The organism is Mycolicibacterium sarraceniae (assembly GCF_010731875.1).
GTDB lineage: Bacteria > Actinomycetota > Actinomycetes > Mycobacteriales > Mycobacteriaceae > Mycobacterium > Mycobacterium sarraceniae.
Genome location: NZ_AP022595.1, coordinates 3,216,030 through 3,233,323, shown reverse-complemented (window position 1 = coordinate 3,233,323; position 17,294 = coordinate 3,216,030). Strand labels below are relative to the sequence as shown.

Below are 17,294 nucleotides of genomic sequence, written 5' to 3'. Positions count from 1 at the left end.
CTGTGACCACACACGACGCCATCGACACCTACATCGACGGTCGCCTCGTCGCACCTGCCGAAGTCCATAGCTGGGAGTCCCGGCGGGCTTCGGCGGTCCTCAAGAAGCTGACCTCTCGCGTCGGCAAGCTCGCCATGGCCGACCTGCTTCCCGGCGTCGACCTCTCCGCGCTAAACACCACCGATGCGCAGATGATGCGCGACCTACTCGTCACGGTCAAGCTGCACCTGGGCCACGCCGGTCTCTACGCCATCGTGAAGCACGAACTCGCCCTGTCCGAACGCATCGCCCGCATCGCCGTCGCCGCGAGTCGCGGCGGCAACACCTACAGCACGATCCGGCTCGTCGTGCCCCACTGCTCGGCCTCGCAGTTCGGAGCATGGTTCGACGGTCTCACTGCCACTAACGCCGAAGCCGACATGATCGGCGCGTGCCCCGACCACTACCTCCTGCGTGGATTGCCAGACGGACGCCAAGAAGTCGTAGAAACCACCGGCGGATCACCCACGGCTACCAGATTCCTCGTCGACTACAGCAGCGGCGAACAGGTGTCGGTACCGGCGAATCCCGACTATCCAGTTCAAATCGCCGGTCAAGCCGTCCTGGACGATGGCCTCGTCATCGGCGGTGTCCGCCACCAGTTCCGCGACCTCGACGGTGCAATGGAAGCTGTGCTGACCGTCGAGTTCCCGCGTCTGTTTCCGTCCAAAATGATTACCGAACACCGCTGGCACCTAGCCACCGAGTTCGGCAACTGGATCACGGCTTTTCAGCAATAGCGCGAACCAACCCAAAGAGTTTGTCGTATTGGGTCGCCAGGGCGCGCCATTGTTTGAGTAGAGCGAACGAAGGTTCGACGAGGTTGCGCTGGCCGCCGGTGATCACTACTGCCAGCGGGCGACCGTTGCCCTCGACGGCGGTGTGGATCGTGGTAGTCACCCCACCCCGTGACCGTCCAATCCAACTGACCCTGGGCATCGGCCATCGCCAACAACGCCCGTCTGCCACGGCCCGAACTCCGATCGGGGCAGATCCCCGCCACGGAATCCCGGTCCGGTACCCGTAGATGATGCCCTCCACAACGCGACGATCATCGCCGAACGGGTGACCCCACCGCCCCTCATTGGAGGGCAACAACTCCGAAATCAACTCCCCCTGAGCATCGTTGAACTGATAAACCCCGATCTGAGAGTTTTCGCCCGGCCGTGCCGGTGTACTGGCGTTGCACCACGTTCCAGATTCGACATCAAACCCAGCATCAACCCCGCCGCATGGCGAGCGGGCTCACAGCGGACGAACCGAGGCCGGACACGATCCATCAGCGCGACGAACTCATCGAGCCAGTCGCCGGGATCTATGCTCAACGGCGCGGTCAGCGCCGCGTTCTTCGTTGTCTTCACCACCAACGATGATCGCGCGCTGACCGCCTCCACCAGCGCAAACACGCCGCAACCCGATCTACAACTGTAGTACTGGCACACGCTCGACAGCGGACATCCAGGGTGGCGGATCAAGGCCCCTGCGCCGGTCACTCCGTCAGCGTCGCCGCCACAGTCGCACCAAGATTCCAGCTGGCCTCCAGGTCGGCCTTGGTCGGCTTGCCCAACACCACTACAGTCTCAGCTGCCTTAACCCAACCCAGCCCGGCAGTGATGCCGTCGATGGCGCGCTCAGCTCCCTCGGTGCCCTCGTTGCCGTGCAGCCAGACACCGAACGGCCTGCCCCGTGTCGAATCCAGTAGCTGGTAGTAGCTGACATCGAAAGCATGCTTGAGAGCGCCGGAGACATACCCGAGGTTCGCCGGGCTGCCCAGTAGGTAGCTGTCGGCCTCCAACATCTCGACCGGCGAGACGGTGAGCGCCGGACGCCGAACGACTTCTACGCCTTCGATTTCGGGATCGGTGGCGCCGGCGAGCACCGCCTCGAATATCTCGTGACAGTGCGGTGACGGCGTGTGATGCACAATCAGCAGACGCTTCATCGATTCTGCTCCGTTTGCAGCACAACAGCTTTGCGCATGGTCTCGCGGGCTCGGCCGCGATCGCCGGCATAGTCGTAGGCCCGAGCCAGTCGATACCACCGCTGCCAGTTGTCCGGGTCGGCTTCCAGTTCGGCTCGCACAGTGTCGAACAGGACGTCGGCGGCGTCGCGGTCGATACGCCCCGACCGATTCCGCGGTAGCGCGCTCACATCGAGTTCCATCCCGCTCTCGACGGCCAGGCGGGCCAACCTTTGATGGGCGAACCCGGCCCGCAGCGTGGCGACCATCGCCCAGGCCCCGACGACGGGCAAGATCAACACCCCGATGCCCAGTGCGATCGCGACCGGCGTTCCCGAGCCGATCAGCGTGATCCCGGTGCGTCCCAGCAGTACGAAATACACCACCAGGGCCGCACACATGAAGCCGATGAGCAGCTGGACACGCAGTGCGGGATTCACAGGTCGAGCAGCGGTTCGATTCCGATGGTGAGCCCGGGCCGCGCCGCAACCTGACGGACGGCGAGCAGGACGCCGGGAACGAACGAGGTGCGGTCCAGGCTGTCGTGCCGGATGGTCAACGTCTCGCCTAGTGTGCCGAAGAGCACCTCTTGGTGCGCGACCAACCCGGTCAGCCGAATGGAGTGCACCGGAATGCCGTCGACGTCGGCGCCACGCGCGCCCTCGAGTCCCGTGCTGGTGGCATCGGGGTTGGGCGGCAAGTCTTTTCGCGCGTCGGCAATCAACTTGGCGGTGCGCGTCGCGGTCCCCGACGGGGCGTCGGCCTTGTGCGGGTGGTGCAGTTCGATGACTTCCACCGATTCGAAGTACGGCGCGGCCTTCTGCGCGAAGTGCATGGACAGCACCGCACCGATCGCGAAGTTGGGCGCGATCAGCACAGCGGATTCGGGCTTGTCGGCCAGCCACGAGCGAACCGTGCCGATGCGCTCGTCGGTGAAGCCGGTGGTGCCGACGACGGCGTGGATTCCGTTGTCGATGAGGAACTTCAGGTTATCCATCACCACGTCGGGGTGTGTGAAGTCGATAACCACTTCGGTATCGCTGTCGGTAAGTAACTCCAGCGCGTCACCGGCGTCGACCTCGGCGCTCAGGGTGAGATCGTCGGCCGCGCGCACTGCCTCGGACATGGTGGTTCCGACTTTTCCTCTGGCTCCCAGGACCGCAACTCGCATGTGTGCAGCTTAACGAGATACCCCATCAGGTCGGATAGACCCGTGAATGCATCGCCCCCGCCGACATCGTCGACTCGGGCAACCCGACCCGCGCCGGCCTTGAGCGGAACGACTGTGGCTAACTACCCAACGAGCTCGCCAGGAGCAACGATGCCCCGCGGCTGGGATCCCCGAGAGGACCTGCATGATTATTGGATAGTTATAGACGCGAAAGGCAAATCCTTTTATGCTGCTAACTCGCTGCCAGCAACCTAAGTGCTGGCCAGCGACTTGATTCTGGCTACTACCGGGGGGAAGTCGCCCATATGAGTTCGACTCCGCGTCACCTCACGACCACCGACGCCGCGGACACACTGCGGATGCTGCCGGCTCGATTCGGCGGCATAGCCGCACCGAAGTCGGACGCTTCCGGGCATCTGCGGGTGCTGACGTGGGTGGGCGCCTCTGCTATTGCGCTGAGCCTCGGCGCCGCAATCGCTTCGACGGCACCAGCGGCCTCTGCAGACACCGGCGCGTCGACCGGGAAGAGCGAATCCGCTTCCTCGAGTGGCCCGTCGCCCGACCGAACATCATCGAAGTCGACCGGACACGCTGGTCCCGCTCGCCCGGCGAAGACTCCTTCCCAAAGCAAGATCGCGACACGCGGGTTTACGGTCGGCGCCAAGCAGACCGTCAAGTCCAACTCCCCTGCCAGCGCAGTGTCGGCGCAGACCAGTCCCACGAGCGTCGTTGCCCCGACCACGGATACGAGCGCCGAGGTGGCCAGCCCGTCGCCGACGGCCACCCCGACCGTAGCGGTGACCAAAACACCGAAGTCCGAGCAGTTCGCTGTCGGTGGCGGCCTCCAGTCGCTGCTCAGCGTCTTCTTCAGCAATGGCACGGCCGCCCATCCCAACGGCGGCATCATCATGGGCAATGGCTTCTCCTACACCGCCGATACCTGCCCGACGAGCGCATGCAACGGCGGCCGGGCTGGTCTGCTCGGCAACGGCGGAAACGGGTTCAACGGCGGAAACGGCGGCGCCGCAGGCTGGTTCGGCGACGGGGGCAAGGGCGGCTCCGGTGCCGCCGACATCAACAACGGTGCCGGCGGCGACGGGGGCAGAGGCGGCCTGATCGCGGGCAATGGCGGCGCTGGGGGCAACGGCACGCAGACCCTGGGCGGGGCCAGTGGCGGCAACGGCGGATCGGCCGGCCTGTTCGGCAAGGGCGGTAAAGGCGGAAATGCCGGCGTGGCCTTCGGAGCCGTGGGCGCCAACGGTGGCAGAGGCGGCAACGGTGGCGCCTTCGTGGGCAATGGCGGTACCGGCGGCATCGGTGGCGACGCCATCGAATACGGCGGCAAGGCAGGCGCGGGCGGCAACGGTGGCAATAGTGGGGTGATGTCGCTGGGTGGTGTCGCCGGAAACGGCGGCGTCGGCGGCAAGGGCTCCTACGGCGGAAACGGCGGAAACGGCGGAAACGGCGGCATTTTCGCCCTGTACGCCACCGGTGGCGTCGGCGGAACTGGTGGCGAGAGCCCATTTCTTGGCCACGGAGCCGACGTCGGTGGCGACGGCGGCCACGGTGGACGCGGCGGTCTGTGGATGGGCAACGGCGGTGACGGCGGCGCCGGCGGCTACGGCGGCGGTGACGGCGGTGCCGGCGGTGACGTGGGGGGCTTGTCGGTGTTCGGCCGAGGTGGCGCCGGTGGCGCCGGTGGTATCGGCCAACAAGGGCGCGCCGGCGACAACGGCACCGCGGAGGATCCGAATGGCTACACCGGGTTCTCCGGCACCGAAGGGGGCAGCGGCGGCGACGGCGGCAACGGGAGTCTGCTTTTCGGCGTCGGCGGCAACGGCGGCAACGGCGGCAAAGGCGGCTGGGGCGGCACCGGCGGTAAAGGCTTCAGTTACTGGACGGCCGCCTACAACGTCAGCACCGGCAACGGGATAAACGCCGGCGATGGTGGCGCCGGGGGCGACGGCGGACCCGGCGGAGCCCTGGGTGGAAAGCCTGGCCGCGGCGCCTACCTGTTCGTGATGCCGTCGGGCGGGTCGGCCGGCGCCAGCGGTGTCGGCGGCCACGGTGGCCAGGGCGGCGGTGGGGGCAACGGCGGAATCACCAACGACTCCAATGGGACTGGCGGTCTCGGCGGCCGGGGCGGGGACGGCGGAAACGGCGGCTCAGGCGGTCAGAATAGCGACGGCGGAATCGGCGGCTGGGGCGGCAGCGGTGGGCGAGCAGGCTGGGGCATAGGCGCCGGCGGCCAGGGCGGCAACGGCGGCAACGGCGGCAAGGGTGGTGCCGGTGGCGCCGGAACCGCCACCACCGCCGCCGGCGACGGCGGAACCGGCGGTGACGCGGGAGCGGGTGGCCAAGGCGGTCAAGGCGTCTACAGCAGCGGCGGCGACGGCGGCAATGGTGGCAACGGCGGTGACGGCGGAGCTGGGGGCACCGGTGGCCCCCGCCAAAGCAGCGGCGGTGGCGGCGGTAGCGGCGGTGGATACGGCACCGGCGGCATCAGCACGAACGCCACGGCGGGCGAGAACGGTCGGTACGGCAACGGCGGGAACCGGGGCCCGGACGATGCCACAGCTGCGGCGTACGCCGCAGCTGTGATGACCGTAAGTGACTCTGCGACAGCCAAACTGACTCGTGCTGCAGCGGCAGCCCCGGCGTCCCCGTTTGCCGCGCTGCAATCAATGTGGACCGCGATGACCCACCAGTTGTCCTACATCTTCTTCAACCAGGCACCCACTGTGGCACCGAGTGTGTGGAGTCAGTGGGGCCCCACCAAGCTGATCACCGTCGACCTCAACGCGGCCGCCAACAACGGCTTCCCGGTCACCTACTCCATCAAGACGCAGCCGAAGTACGGCACGCTCACGTTCGACGAGAAGACCGGCCGCTACAGCTACGTCGCGAATCCGGAGTTCGTAAACTCAGGCATCAGTGACAGTTTCGTGATAACCGTCAACAATGGTGATAGCGCCACGTTGCCCGGCTTCGCCGGCTTCGTCCAGTCCACGCTGCACTCGGTCGCGGTCGCGCTCGGGATAGCCAAGCCGGACAGCATCGACCGGAAGGTCAACGTGACCGTCACCGGCACAGGCGTTTACGGCGGCAACGTGGTGGAGCTGGCGCAGCTGTACCGGCTACAAAGCTATGGCAACTGCCTGTTGATGGCGTCGGCTATGGCGGCGGCTCAAGTCACCGGATCCTCAACCGTGGCCGAGGACACCGTCGTTCGGTGGGCCAAGGAACTGGACAGCGTCGCCTCCCCTGGGCGGAAGATGTACCTCAGCGAGCGGATCGAGCTGGGCGCCTCACCCAAAGATGCCCCGCGGTTGTTGGAGCAGCACTGGGCGGTCACAGCGGTTAACACCGACTACGCGACCTACGACGCAAATGGCAACCGGATCGCCAGGGCGACCAACGAAGACGGGCAGCGTGCGCTCAACGATATGGACGCCGCTCTGGCACAAGGCAGCGCGATCACAGTGGGGATCAACAACATCTCGCTGTATTCGTCGCGGTCCGACTGGCGCCCATCTTCGGCGAATCCCGACTTCACCACCTACAACCACCAGATCCAAGTGCTCAGGGTGGACGTGACTAACGGCAAGGTGTGGGTCAACGACAGCGCGCTGCCCAGCGGAGGCCAGGAATTCAGCCTCAGCGGATTCATGAAGGCGTGGGGGGCAACGGACTACAACCTGACGATCGTCACGGCACTTCCCCAGTCCGCCAGCGACTCCGCGATCAGTGCAGCCTGACCGACCTGCGCGGATTTACGCCGCCCACCGCCCACCGTGGATTGCCGGGTCAAGCATCTGCCGTGGGGAGGTCGGGGATGTTCAAGAAGGCTAGCTTTGCCGCTCGCTGACGCTGATTCTTGTCGTTGGCCCGGCGTAGTCTTTCGCACATGGGTTCGATCGATGCGGCACGCAAGGCGCTCGTCGCTGCGATCGACACTGTCGCCCCTCTTGATCTCGGCGCCCCCGACCCGCCCGAGCGGTTCGCGGTGTTGGAGTGGGGGAAACGGCTCAGCGTCGGCTGACGGCGGTCTCTCATACCGGGGTGGCGCGGTTGGAGCGGTTTGAGGGGTGCCCGCCGGTGGGGATTGCGTTGGCGGATGTGTTGCGGATCAGCCGCAAGGAGGCCAACCGGCGGATCCGCAACGCCGAACAACTCGCGCCACGGACCACGCTGACGGGGCAACTGTTGCCGCCCATGCTGCCCAAGACTGCGACGGCGTGGCACGACGGACAACTTGATGGCGAGCACCTGCGGGTGATTCAGAAGTTCTTCCGTGATCTGCCCGACCATGTCCCGCCAGTCGAGATCGAGAAGGCCGAGCAGTCCTTAGCCCAGCATGCGGTGAATCTGCGCCCGGATCAGCTGGAGAAACTCGCCCACCGGCTCGCACTGCATCTCAATCCCGATGGCACGTTTTCCGATGAGGACCGCGCCCGCAAGCGCGGGTTTGTCTGGTGTGGGGGTCAACAGGTCGACGGGATGAGCGTCGACCGGTTGATCGCCGACCCCGAACTACGCTCGGAACTCGACGCCTGGTTCGCCAAGTTCGCCGCCCCCGGCGTGGGCAACCCCGCCGACGATAACCCGACCGTCGCACCCTCGGATGAGGTCCAGGAGCGAGACCGGCGCAGCTGTGGGCAGCGTCAGCATGATGCGCTGACAGCCTTGGTACGTGGACGGCTCGGCGATCCGAAGTTCGGCCAGCACAACGGGCTACCCGTCACCGTGATCGCCACCGCCACCGTCCACGACCTGCAGAACAAGGCCGGGCATGCCGTCACCGCCGGAGGCACCTTGCTGCCGATCCCCGATCTGATCCGGATGGCCAGCCACGCCCACCTCTACCTCGCGTTGTTCGACGGGCCAAAGGGGCGAGCGTTATGGCTGGGCCGCACCAAACGGAACGCCTCCGCCGATCAGTGAATCATCCTGCACGCCAAGGACCGCGGCTGCACCCGACCGGGTTGCGACGCCCCCGGCCACCACAGCGGCGTCCACCACGCCGCCCAAGACTGGAAAAACGGCGGCAACACCGATATCGACGACCTCGGCCTGGCCTGCCCACCCGACAACAACCTCGTCGAAACCGGCAGCTGGAACACCCGCACACTCGCCAACGGCGACACCCAATGGATCCCACCACCTGGACTACCCATGCTCACCGGCGGCGTCAACGACTACCACCACCCCGAACGGCTACTGGACAACGACAGCGACCCACCAGCCGATGATGCGGGCGCGGCCTGGACCGCGTGACATCAAGTGCAACAAGCGAATCCGATTAGGGGACGCGCCACGCTAACGCGGCGATGGTGACCGCTGCGACAGCGAAGAACAGTAGCGGGTGCATCCCGACAGCCAAGAGTTTGTCGGCTCGCGTCACGTGCTCGATCGCTGCAGTGAACGCCGCGACGTACGTCGGGTAGTCGGGAGCAAGTCGCAGAGACGTGCGATACAGCCAGGCGTTGAACCACAGGAAACTGACGGGATAAATCGCAACTGCCGTCACCGCCCAGGGCAGCACCGTGCAGCACCTGAAGGCCGCCGTGACGGTAGATATCGGGATCTTCGCAGTTGAGGGTGTAGAGGTGCTCGGCGTGTTGGTGCCAGGGTTGAGGTCGAGGTCTTTCGAATCTGACGACTTTCTGCCGCCTCGACGAGCTCGGACTGGAGGTGACCGGCCAACGGCTGGAGCCTGATCGGGCGGTGCTGGCATGCCGGGTCGCCGCGGAAGACCGTTGGTGCCGTCGCTGCGGTGAGGAAGGCACCCCGCGTGACAGCATCACCCGTGCGTTGGCTCATGAGCCGTTCGGGTGGCGGCCCACCACCCTGCTGGTCACGATCCGCCGTTATCGGTGTGCGGGATGCGCTCATGTGTGGCGTCAGGACACCAGCAAGGCCGCCGAACCCCGCGCCGAGCTGTCCCGCACTGCTCTGCAATGGGCACTGAAAGCCCTTGTCTGCCAACATCTGACCGTGGCTCGGGTCGCCGAGGGGTTGGCGGTGTCGTGGAACACCGCCAACAACGCGGTGCTGGCCGAGAGCCCGCGGTGAACGGCTCGGGCCACTGCTGCAGCAGCACAGCGACCAGCGCCAAAACGCAGGCCGCGACAGCCCACGGCCGACTCACTGCTCGTAAGTGGTTGTCGCTGAGCCGCACCCGTCCATTCGCATATGAAGCATCGGTTACAGTCAGCGTGCCCCGTCCGATCGATCACGCCAAGCGTGAGGACTTGCCCGCGACAGCGGATGTGGTTCTCGCGCGCACCGGTGTGGTCGGCACATTCCTGCGCGAGCCGGCGTCCCAGATGGGTACCAGCGCTCGCATGCACATCGCATTTGGCGTTTCAACGACTGGTACGGGTGCACCCGGGGCGAGCGCCGCAACAACCGTCGGGTGATCTTTCAGGTGTTCGGCGCGGCCTGCGCCATCGACAGCCCGTACCGGGACTACATTTGGGACACTCGGTCATTGTTGACCCGCAATTCGCGCGCTCATCTCGAATCCCTCGACATGCCCGGACACGTCGCCGAGACCCGCTCCCGCATCGCGCTGGCAGCCTTTCAAGGCTTGATCATCGATTACTTCACCGCCGAAGACGCCTCGTTCGTCGACGACACGTTCACGCGCTTCGTCGACGAGTTCCTCCTTGCCCCATGCCAAGCCGACCAGGAGCTCACCTAAAGCGGAGCGGCACCCCGCAGGTGCTCGAAGATCAGCGACGTCTGCGTACCTGCCACATCGGCGTCGGCGTTGAGATTCTCCACGACGAACGATCTCAGGTCGTCGGTGTCCCGGGCGGCCACGTGAATGATGAAGTCGTCGGCACCGGCCAGGAAATAGACATCCATCACCTGCGGCTTGCGCCGGATCTGCTGAATGAACGTCAGGATCTTGCCGCGGGAATGCGCCTGCAGGCTCACCGATATCATCGCCTGCAGCGACAGCCCGATCGCGGCGGGATCGATATCGGTATAGAAGCCCCGAATAACACCGAGCTCTTGCAACCGGCGCACCCGCCCGTGACAAGTCGACGGAGCGATCCCCACCAGGTCGGCCAGCGCACTGTTCGAGATGCGCGCATCGGCATGCAGCGCCGCGAGAATGCGCCGGTCGACCTCATCGAGGTCGGCGGCCCGAACATCCTTCGGCGCGCCCCCGGAACGTACAGTTGTTTTCGTCACTCCTTCGGACATCGAGCCATTCTAGCGAATCTTTGTCGTCTCGATTGCCTTCGTGCCGATATTTCTTCACAATTCTCATAAGCCAATTCCCGAACAAGGAGCGATCATGCGTGTCGGCATCCCGACCGAGATCAAGAACAACGAGTACCGCGTCGCCATCACCCCAGCGGGCGTGTCCGAGCTGGTCCGCCGCGGCCACGAGGTGGCCGTCCAGGCCGGCGCCGGTGCCGGATCAGCCATCCACGACGCCGACTTCAAGGCCGCCGGCGCACAGATCATCAACAGCGCCGACCAGGTGTGGGCCGAAGCCGATCTGCTCCTGAAGGTCAAGGAACCCATCGAGCCCGAATACCCGCGCATGCGTAAGGGCCAGACCTTGTTCACCTATCTGCACCTGGCCGCCTCGCGGTCCTGCACCGACGCCCTGCTGGCGTCGGGCACCACCTCGATCGCCTACGAGACGGTCCAGACCGCCGATGGCGCGCTCCCGCTCCTGGCCCCGATGAGTGAAGTCGCGGGCCGTCTCTCGGCTCAGGTCGGCGCCTACCACCTGATGCGTACCCAGGGCGGTCGCGGCGTGCTGATGGGCGGCGTCCCCGGCGTCGCCCCGGCCAAGGTCGTGGTGATCGGCGGCGGGATGGCCGGCGATAACGCCGCCGCTGTCGCATGGGGCATGGGCGCTCACGTCACCGTGTTCGACCTCAACGTCAACACCCTGCGCAAGATCGACGCCGAGTACGGCGGCGCGATCGAGACCCGCTACTCCTCACAGCTCGACCTGGAGGACGCCGTCAAGCAGGCGGACCTGGTCATCGGCGCGGTCCTGGTGCCCGGCGCCAAGGCCCCCAAGCTTGTCACCAATGCGACTGTGGCACAGATGAAGCCGGGCGCAGTGCTGGTGGACATCGCGATCGACCAGGGTGGCTGCTTCGAGGATTCCACGCCCACCACCCACGACAACCCGACCTTCAACGTGCACGACGCGGTGTTCTACTGCGTCGCGAACATGCCGGGCGCGGTCCCGCGGACCTCGACGTACGCGCTGACCAACGCCACGATGCCGTATGTCATCAAGCTGGCTGACAAGGGCTGGCAGGACGCCTGCCTGTCCGATGCGGCGCTGGCCAAGGGCTTGTCGACCCACGAGGGCCATCTGCTCAGCCGCGAGGTCGCCCACGATCTCGGCCTGTCCTACACCGATCCGGCCGGCCTACTCACGTAAACCTTGGTGAGCCAACGGCTCACCCGCACACAGCGGACCGGGATAGCTCATCGAGCGTCCCGGTTCGTTGGCGTTGGGGTCACGGATGACCCAGGCAGATCAACGCGCCCAGCGGATCCCGCAGCGCCGCCTGCCGTGGGGAGTGTCCTCGCCGGGCATCAGGATCTCCGCGCCAAGCGCCTCGGCCTGCTTCACCGTTGCGGCGACGTCGTCGACGGTGATGTACACCTGCCAGAACGACGGCCGGACCGCATCCGGGGCACCGCCGGTTCCGATCTCGTCGATGCGGGCGCCCAGGACCGCGCGGTAGAACGCCAATGAGGCGTCCTAGTCCTTGCTCTGACATTCGAACCAGTAGGGCGTGCCGTGCTGACCCCACTCGGTGAATCCCGGATGCGTGCCGGGCTGCCAGAATCCGATGACGGCACCGGCGACGTCGACGTCCCCGTCGACGTAGAGCCAGCGACGAGCTCGCACGGCGAATCGGGACCGCTCATGCAGCGTCGCACTTCGTCGGCCGTCCCGGGGCAAGGGCAGGCAGCGACGGCCAAACGACTCACCCGATCCGCATGGGCACCCGTCGGTGGGCAGCACCCTGGTCGTGCTCAACCCTGGCCGAGCAACGCCGGCACCGCCACCGTCGCCACCTCGCCGACGAGATCACGCAGCGCCGGGGTGTTCGCATTGTTGGATTGGGTACGGGTCATGATCGCCAGAAGTAGCCTCTCGCCGCCCGGCCCGAATGCGATTCCGACATCGTTAGTGCTGGCGAAGTCGCCGGACCCGGTCTTGTCGGCGGTGGTCCAGCCCGGCGGCAGACCGGCCCGCATGCTGGACGTGGTGTTGGCCCGCATCCAGTCCTCAAGCTGCTTGCGATGCGGCGGGTCCAGGACGTCACCGGTGAGCACGGTCAGGATGCCGCCGCCCAGCGCGCGCGGGGTGCTGGTGTCGCGTGGGTCGCCGGGGAGGGCCGAATTCAGCTCGGTCTCCCACCGATCCAGCCTGGTGCGGTCATCACCGATGGAGCGGGCGAACGTGGTGATGGCCGGCGGGCCGCCGATGACCCGCAGCAAGAGGTTGGCCGCGGTATTGTCGCTCACTTGCAGGGCGGCCGCGCACAACTCCGAAAGTGCCATCGGCTTACCGACATTCGGCTCGGTACGCGGGGAATTGGGCCTCAACAACTCCGTATCGACCAGCACCGTATCGGTGAGCCGCAACTCCCCCGCCTGGGCCTTCTGCAGCACCCGGGCCGACAGGTAACCCTTGAACGTCGAGCACATCGCGAACAGATCGCCGTCACGGTGCGCCACCTCGACCTTCGAATCCAGGTTCTGCCCGTACAGACCCACAAAAGCGTTGTGCCGCTTTTCGAGTGCCTCGATGCGCGTTCCGATCGGCGGCAGCGGTTCGGCCGGATCGCTGGCGGTCGGGCGGGCTGCGGTCTTGGCGCCACACGCCGCTGCGGTCAACAGCACCGCGCCGCTCGCGGCGAGAAAACCCCTACGCGAAAGGCTCACCCAATCTCACCGACCAGCGGCGCGACGATATCGGCGGCGCGGCCGGCGCTGATCGCGCGCCACGACGTACCCGCCCACAGATTGGTGCCGTTCGGGTCGCGGGCGGCGACCGCGGCCCTGCGCATCGGACCGGTCATCTGGTTGACCTCGGGATGGCTCATCACCGGGCAGGGCGACGGGATCGAACGTGCCGCGATGTCCGCCCGCCTCCGGGCCCTGCACCGCCAGTGCGTCCGCACCCGGGCTGCCGAAGGTGAACGACGCCACCTCCGGCGCGGTGTCGGCAACCACCTCAAGCTTGGCCTGCCATGCGTCGTCGTCGGGATGGGGCTTCGGCAGCCATGGTGCCGTAGTCTTCGGCCAGCGGGGCCAGCAGGTCGCGGTAGCGCTCCAGCCCACCGGGGTTGGATACCGCCGCAGCCAGAGCGGGCGTACTTGGACCTCCTGCCATTGGTGCACCGAGAATAGGTAGCGCCAAATCCCGCAGGCTGAGGGCCACGACTAGCTCCTGATTGTCCGAAGTGGCTGTGGCAGTGAGCGTTTGGATTTGTGCGGACCGAGGATGGCCGCACCGAAGGGTTTGGTGAGCACCTGGCGGGCGATCGCGTTGACCTCGTCGAGCGTGACATCGTCGATGCGCTGCAAAGTGGTGGAGATGCTGCGGTATTCGCCGTAGTTGAGCTCGCTGCGGCCCAGGCGATGCATCCGCGATGCGGAGTCCTCGAGTCCGAGCACCAGGCCGCCGCGGATCGACCCTTTGGCGATCCGGCATTCGGATTCGGTGATGCCGTCGCGAGCCACCTCGTCGAGCACCTCGGTGGTCAACCGCACCACCTCGTCGAAGCGTTCTGGAAGGCAAGCCGCATACACCGACAATGCCCCGGTGTCGGAGAACGTGTCCACCGAGGAGAACACAGAGTACGCCAGTCCGCGGCTTTCCCGAATCTGTTGGAAAAGACGGGAACTCAGGCCACCGCCGAGGGCGGTGTTGAGCACCGACAGAGCCCAGCGGTGTGGCCAGTGCCGACCCGGCACCCGTACGCCGAGCGACAGGTGGGTCTGTTCGCCGTCCCGGTTGATCAGTTGGAGGCTGGGTGGGCTGGTCAGCCGGCTGGTGCCCTTGCGAGGCGGCTGCGGTGCGCGGCCTTTGACCAGGCGGCCCTTGAAGTGCTTGCGCACCAGCCGCAGCACCTCGTCGTGGTCGACATTGCCGGCCACCGCCACAACCATCCGCTCGGGGGTGTACCGGCGGACATGGAACGAGTGCAGCTGCGAGCGGGTCATCCCGGAGACTGAGTCGACGCTGCCGATCACCGGGCGCCCGACGGGATGGTGCCCGAACATGGCGGTCAGGAAGACGTCGCCCAGCGCGTCTTCGGGATCGTCGTCGCGCATCGCGATCTCTTCGAGGACCACGTCACGTTCCAGTTCGACGTCGCGCGACGCGCATACACCGTTGAGCACCACATCGGCGACCATGTCGACGGCCAACTCGAGGTCGTCATCGAGCACGTGGGCGTAGTAGCAGGTGTGTTCCTTGGCGGTGAACGCGTTCAGCTCGCCGCCAACTGCGTCGATGGACTGCGCGATGTCCACCGCTGTGCGGGTCGGGGTCGCCTTGAACAGCAGATGTTCCAGGAAGTGCGCGGCACCGGCGACTGTGGGGCCTTCGTCGCGGGAGCCGACGTCGACCCAGACGCCGACCGAGGCCGAGCGTACCGACGGCACGTATTCGGTGACGACCCGCAGGCCGCCCGGAATTACGGTGCGCCGCACCGCAACCGGCGCCTCAGTGCTGAGGCGCCGGCCGCGGCGCAGTGCGGGGTTAGGCGTCGGCGGTCGCGGCATCGGCATCAACAGGAGCCGGTGCTTCTTCGGACGCGTCTGCTCCTTCTTCAGCGACCAGGACTAGCGAGATCTTGCCGCGGTTGTCGATGTCGGCGATCTCCACGCGGAGCTTGTCACCGACCTTGACGACATCCTCGACCTTGTTGATCCGCTTGCCACGGCCCAGCTTCGAGATGTGGACCAGGCCGTCACGGCCCGGCAGTAAGGACACGAAAGCTCCGAAGTCAGTGGTCTTCACCACTGTGCCGAGGAACCGCTCGCCGACCTTGGGCAGCTGCGGGTTAGCGATCGCGTTGATCATGTCGATCGCCGCCTGCGCCGACAGTCCGTCGGTGGCGCCGACGAACACGGTGCCGTCGTCCTCGATCGAGACCGAGGCACCGGTCTGCTCGGTGATCGCGTTGATCATCTTGCCCTTGGGGCCGATGACCTCGCCGATCTTGTCGATCGGGATCTTGATGGCCGTGACGCGCGGTGCGTATGGGCTCATCTCGTCCGGCGCGTCGATGGCCTCGGCCATCACCTCGAGGATGGTCAGGCGCGCATCCTTGGCCTGCGCCAGCGCACCGGCCAGCACCTGCGACGGGATGCCGTCGAGCTTGGTGTCGAGCTGCAGGGCGGTGACGAACTCTTTCGTGCCTGCGCACTTGAAGTCCATGTCACCGAAGGCATCCTCGGCACCGAGGATGTCCGTCAGCGTGACGTAACGCCGTTCGGACTCACCGGCTTCATTTTTCACGTCGTCGGACACCAGGCCCATCGCGATACCGGCCACCGGGGCCTTCAACGGCACACCGGCGTTCAGCAGCGACAGGGTGGACGCGCACACCGAGCCCATCGAGGTAGAACCGTTGGAGCTCAACGCTTCCGACACCTGCCGGATCGCGTACGGGAATTCCTCGACGCTCGGCAGCACCGGCATCAGAGCGCGCTCGGCGAGTGCGCCGTGGCCGATCTCGCGACGCTTGGGCGAGCCGACGCGGCCGGTCTCACCGGTCGAATACGGCGGGAAGTTGTAGTGGTGCATGTAGCGCTTGGCGGTCTCGGGTCCCAGCGAGTCGATCTGCTGGGCCATCTTGACCATGTCCAGCGTGGTCACGCCCATGATCTGGGTCTCGCCACGCTCGAACAGCGCGCTACCGTGCGCCCGCGGGATGATCGCGACCTCAGCCGACAGGGCACGGATATCGGTGACACCGCGGCCGTCGATGCGGAAGTGATCGGTCAGGATGCGCTGGCGCACAAGCTTCTTGGTCAGCGAGCGGTAGGCCGCGCCGATCTCCTTCTCGCGCCCGGCGTACTGCTCGCCCAGCTTCTCAAGCACCTCGCCCTTGATCTCGTCGGTGCGCTCGTCACGCTCGTGCTTTCCGGCGATCTGCAGAGCCTTGGACAGCTCCTCGGTTGCCACCGACGCCACCGACGCGTACACGTCGTCCTGGTAATCGGGGAACAGTGGGTAATCGGCGACCGGCTTTGCGGTCTGGTCCGCCAAAGCTTTCTGGGCATCGCACAACGCGGCGATGAACGGCTTGGCGGCTTCGAGCCCCTCGGCCACCACGGCCTCGGTCGGCGCGCCGGCACCACCGGCGATGAGCGCGATGACGTTATCGGTGGCCTCGGCCTCGACCATCATGATCGCCACGTCGTCACCGGCCTTACGACCCGCGACGACCATGTCGAACACAGCGTTCTCGAGCTGCTCAACGGTCGGGAACGCAACCCACTGGCCGTCGATCAGGGCAACGCGGACGCCGCCGACCGGGCCGGAGAACGGCAGACCCGAAATCTGGGTGGAGGCCGAGGCGGCGTTGATCGCCAGCACGTCGTACAGGTCCTGGGGATCCAGGCTCAGGATCGTCACCACGACCTGGATCTCATTGCGCAGACCCGAGACAAAGGTCGGGCGCAACGGCCGGTCGATCAGGCGACAGGTCAGGACCGCGTCCGTGGACGGCCGGCCTTCCCGCCGGAAGAACGAGCCGGGGATACGCCCGGCAGCGTACATCCGCTCCTCGACATCGATCGTCAAGGGGAAGAAGTCGAAATGATCCTTGGGCGACTTGCTGGCAGTGGTCGCGCTCAGCAGCATGGTCTCGTCGTCGAGGTACGCGACGACGGCGCCGGCGGCCTGCTGGGCAAGCCGGCCGGTCTCGAAACGGATGGTGCGGGTGCCGAAGCTCCCGTTGTCAATGACGGCGGTCGACTCGAAGACGCCTTCGTCGATTTCAGCTACAGACATAGATGCCCGTTCAGCCTTTCTGGATTCACTGTTCAGCTGTTTCGCGTCGTCACAGAGGAACCCAGGCAAACCCTGAGCACTACGAGGCT

14 protein-coding genes and 4 pseudogenes are annotated in these 17,294 nt (G+C 66.2%); 6 read left to right on the top strand and 12 right to left on the bottom strand.

Annotation, left to right across the window (positions count from 1 at the left end; all coding sequences use genetic code 11):
* Window positions 1-2 precede the first annotated feature (2 nt).
* Window positions 3-779 (top strand): hypothetical protein, encoded by a 777-nt coding sequence (locus G6N13_RS16080; RefSeq protein WP_163698545.1) that lies wholly within the window; start codon window positions 3-5, stop codon window positions 777-779.
* On the opposite strand, the gene G6N13_RS26215 is transcribed toward G6N13_RS16080, so the two are convergent.
* The 5 genes from G6N13_RS26215 to dapB all read right to left on the bottom strand — a co-directional run bounded on the left by G6N13_RS26215 (window position 760) and on the right by dapB (window position 3,170).
* Window positions 760-939, bottom strand: coding sequence for a hypothetical protein (locus G6N13_RS26215; RefSeq protein ID WP_220096758.1), 180 nt, complete (start codon window positions 937-939; stop codon window positions 760-762). The genes G6N13_RS16080 and G6N13_RS26215 overlap by 20 nt on opposite strands.
* A gap of 206 nt (window positions 940-1,145) precedes the next feature.
* Window positions 1,146-1,445, bottom strand: coding sequence for a hypothetical protein (locus tag G6N13_RS16070; RefSeq protein WP_163698543.1), 300 nt, complete (start codon window positions 1,443-1,445; stop codon window positions 1,146-1,148).
* Window positions 1,446-1,528: 83 nt separating this feature from the next.
* Window positions 1,529-1,981 (bottom strand): flavodoxin family protein, encoded by a 453-nt coding sequence (locus G6N13_RS16065; protein ID WP_163698542.1) that lies wholly within the window; start codon window positions 1,979-1,981, stop codon window positions 1,529-1,531.
* Window positions 1,978-2,400 (bottom strand): tetratricopeptide repeat protein, encoded by a 423-nt coding sequence (locus tag G6N13_RS16060; protein ID WP_163702193.1) that lies wholly within the window; start codon window positions 2,398-2,400, stop codon window positions 1,978-1,980. Before G6N13_RS16060 ends, G6N13_RS16065 begins: the two co-directional genes overlap by 4 nt.
* Window positions 2,401-2,435: 35 nt before the next feature.
* Entirely contained in the window at window positions 2,436-3,170 is a 735-nt protein-coding gene (dapB, locus tag G6N13_RS16055) for a 4-hydroxy-tetrahydrodipicolinate reductase (RefSeq protein ID WP_163698540.1), read from the bottom strand.
* A gap of 305 nt (window positions 3,171-3,475) precedes the next feature.
* On the opposite strand from dapB, the gene G6N13_RS25730 reads away from it, so the two are divergent.
* Window positions 3,476-6,928, top strand: a complete 3,453-nt coding sequence (locus G6N13_RS25730) for a hypothetical protein (protein ID WP_163698538.1) — start codon at window positions 3,476-3,478, stop codon at window positions 6,926-6,928.
* 149 nt (window positions 6,929-7,077) lie between these two features.
* Window positions 7,078-8,447, top strand: a pseudogene (locus G6N13_RS16045) (HNH endonuclease signature motif containing protein).
* Window positions 8,448-8,472: 25 nt separating this feature from the next.
* Here G6N13_RS16045 and G6N13_RS16040 read toward each other — a convergent pair.
* The gene (locus G6N13_RS16040) at window positions 8,473-8,700 is read right to left on the bottom strand and encodes a hypothetical protein (RefSeq protein ID WP_163698536.1); all 228 of its coding nucleotides are present in this window, start codon (window positions 8,698-8,700) and stop codon (window positions 8,473-8,475) included.
* A gap of 125 nt (window positions 8,701-8,825) precedes the next feature.
* Between G6N13_RS16040 and G6N13_RS16035 the strand changes: the two are divergent.
* Window positions 8,826-9,242, top strand: a pseudogene (locus tag G6N13_RS16035) (ISL3 family transposase); the annotation flags it as partial.
* Between the two features lie 346 nt (window positions 9,243-9,588).
* Window positions 9,589-9,876 (top strand): hypothetical protein, encoded by a 288-nt coding sequence (locus G6N13_RS25205; protein ID WP_235677783.1) that lies wholly within the window; start codon window positions 9,589-9,591, stop codon window positions 9,874-9,876.
* Here the strand turns inward: G6N13_RS25205 and aldR are convergent.
* The gene (aldR, locus tag G6N13_RS16025) at window positions 9,873-10,388 is read right to left on the bottom strand and encodes an HTH-type transcriptional regulator AldR (RefSeq protein ID WP_163698534.1); all 516 of its coding nucleotides are present in this window, start codon (window positions 10,386-10,388) and stop codon (window positions 9,873-9,875) included. The two genes, G6N13_RS25205 and aldR, sit on opposite strands and share 4 nt — an antisense overlap.
* Window positions 10,389-10,482: 94 nt before the next feature.
* Between aldR and ald the strand changes: the two genes are divergently transcribed.
* Window positions 10,483-11,598, top strand: coding sequence for an alanine dehydrogenase (ald, locus tag G6N13_RS16020; RefSeq protein WP_163698532.1), 1,116 nt, complete (start codon window positions 10,483-10,485; stop codon window positions 11,596-11,598).
* A 79-nt stretch (window positions 11,599-11,677) separates the two neighbouring features.
* Here ald and G6N13_RS16015 read toward each other — a convergent pair.
* The 5 genes and pseudogenes from G6N13_RS16015 to G6N13_RS15995 all read right to left on the bottom strand — a co-directional run.
* A pseudogene (locus tag G6N13_RS16015) lies at window positions 11,678-12,036 on the bottom strand (VOC family protein); the annotation flags it as partial.
* Between the two features lie 167 nt (window positions 12,037-12,203).
* Window positions 12,204-13,118 (bottom strand): class A beta-lactamase, encoded by a 915-nt coding sequence (bla, locus tag G6N13_RS16010; RefSeq protein WP_163698530.1) that lies wholly within the window; start codon window positions 13,116-13,118, stop codon window positions 12,204-12,206.
* Window positions 13,115-13,617: pseudogene (locus tag G6N13_RS16005) on the bottom strand (hypothetical protein). The gene bla and the pseudogene G6N13_RS16005 overlap by 4 nt, the downstream one beginning before the upstream one ends.
* Before the next feature lie 2 nt (window positions 13,618-13,619).
* Window positions 13,620-14,966 (bottom strand): M16 family metallopeptidase, encoded by a 1,347-nt coding sequence (locus tag G6N13_RS16000; RefSeq protein ID WP_163698528.1) that lies wholly within the window; start codon window positions 14,964-14,966, stop codon window positions 13,620-13,622.
* Window positions 14,944-17,205, bottom strand: a complete 2,262-nt coding sequence (locus tag G6N13_RS15995; protein ID WP_163698525.1) for a polyribonucleotide nucleotidyltransferase — start codon at window positions 17,203-17,205, stop codon at window positions 14,944-14,946. The genes G6N13_RS16000 and G6N13_RS15995 overlap by 23 nt, the downstream gene beginning before the upstream one ends.
* Window positions 17,206-17,294 lie beyond the last annotated feature (89 nt).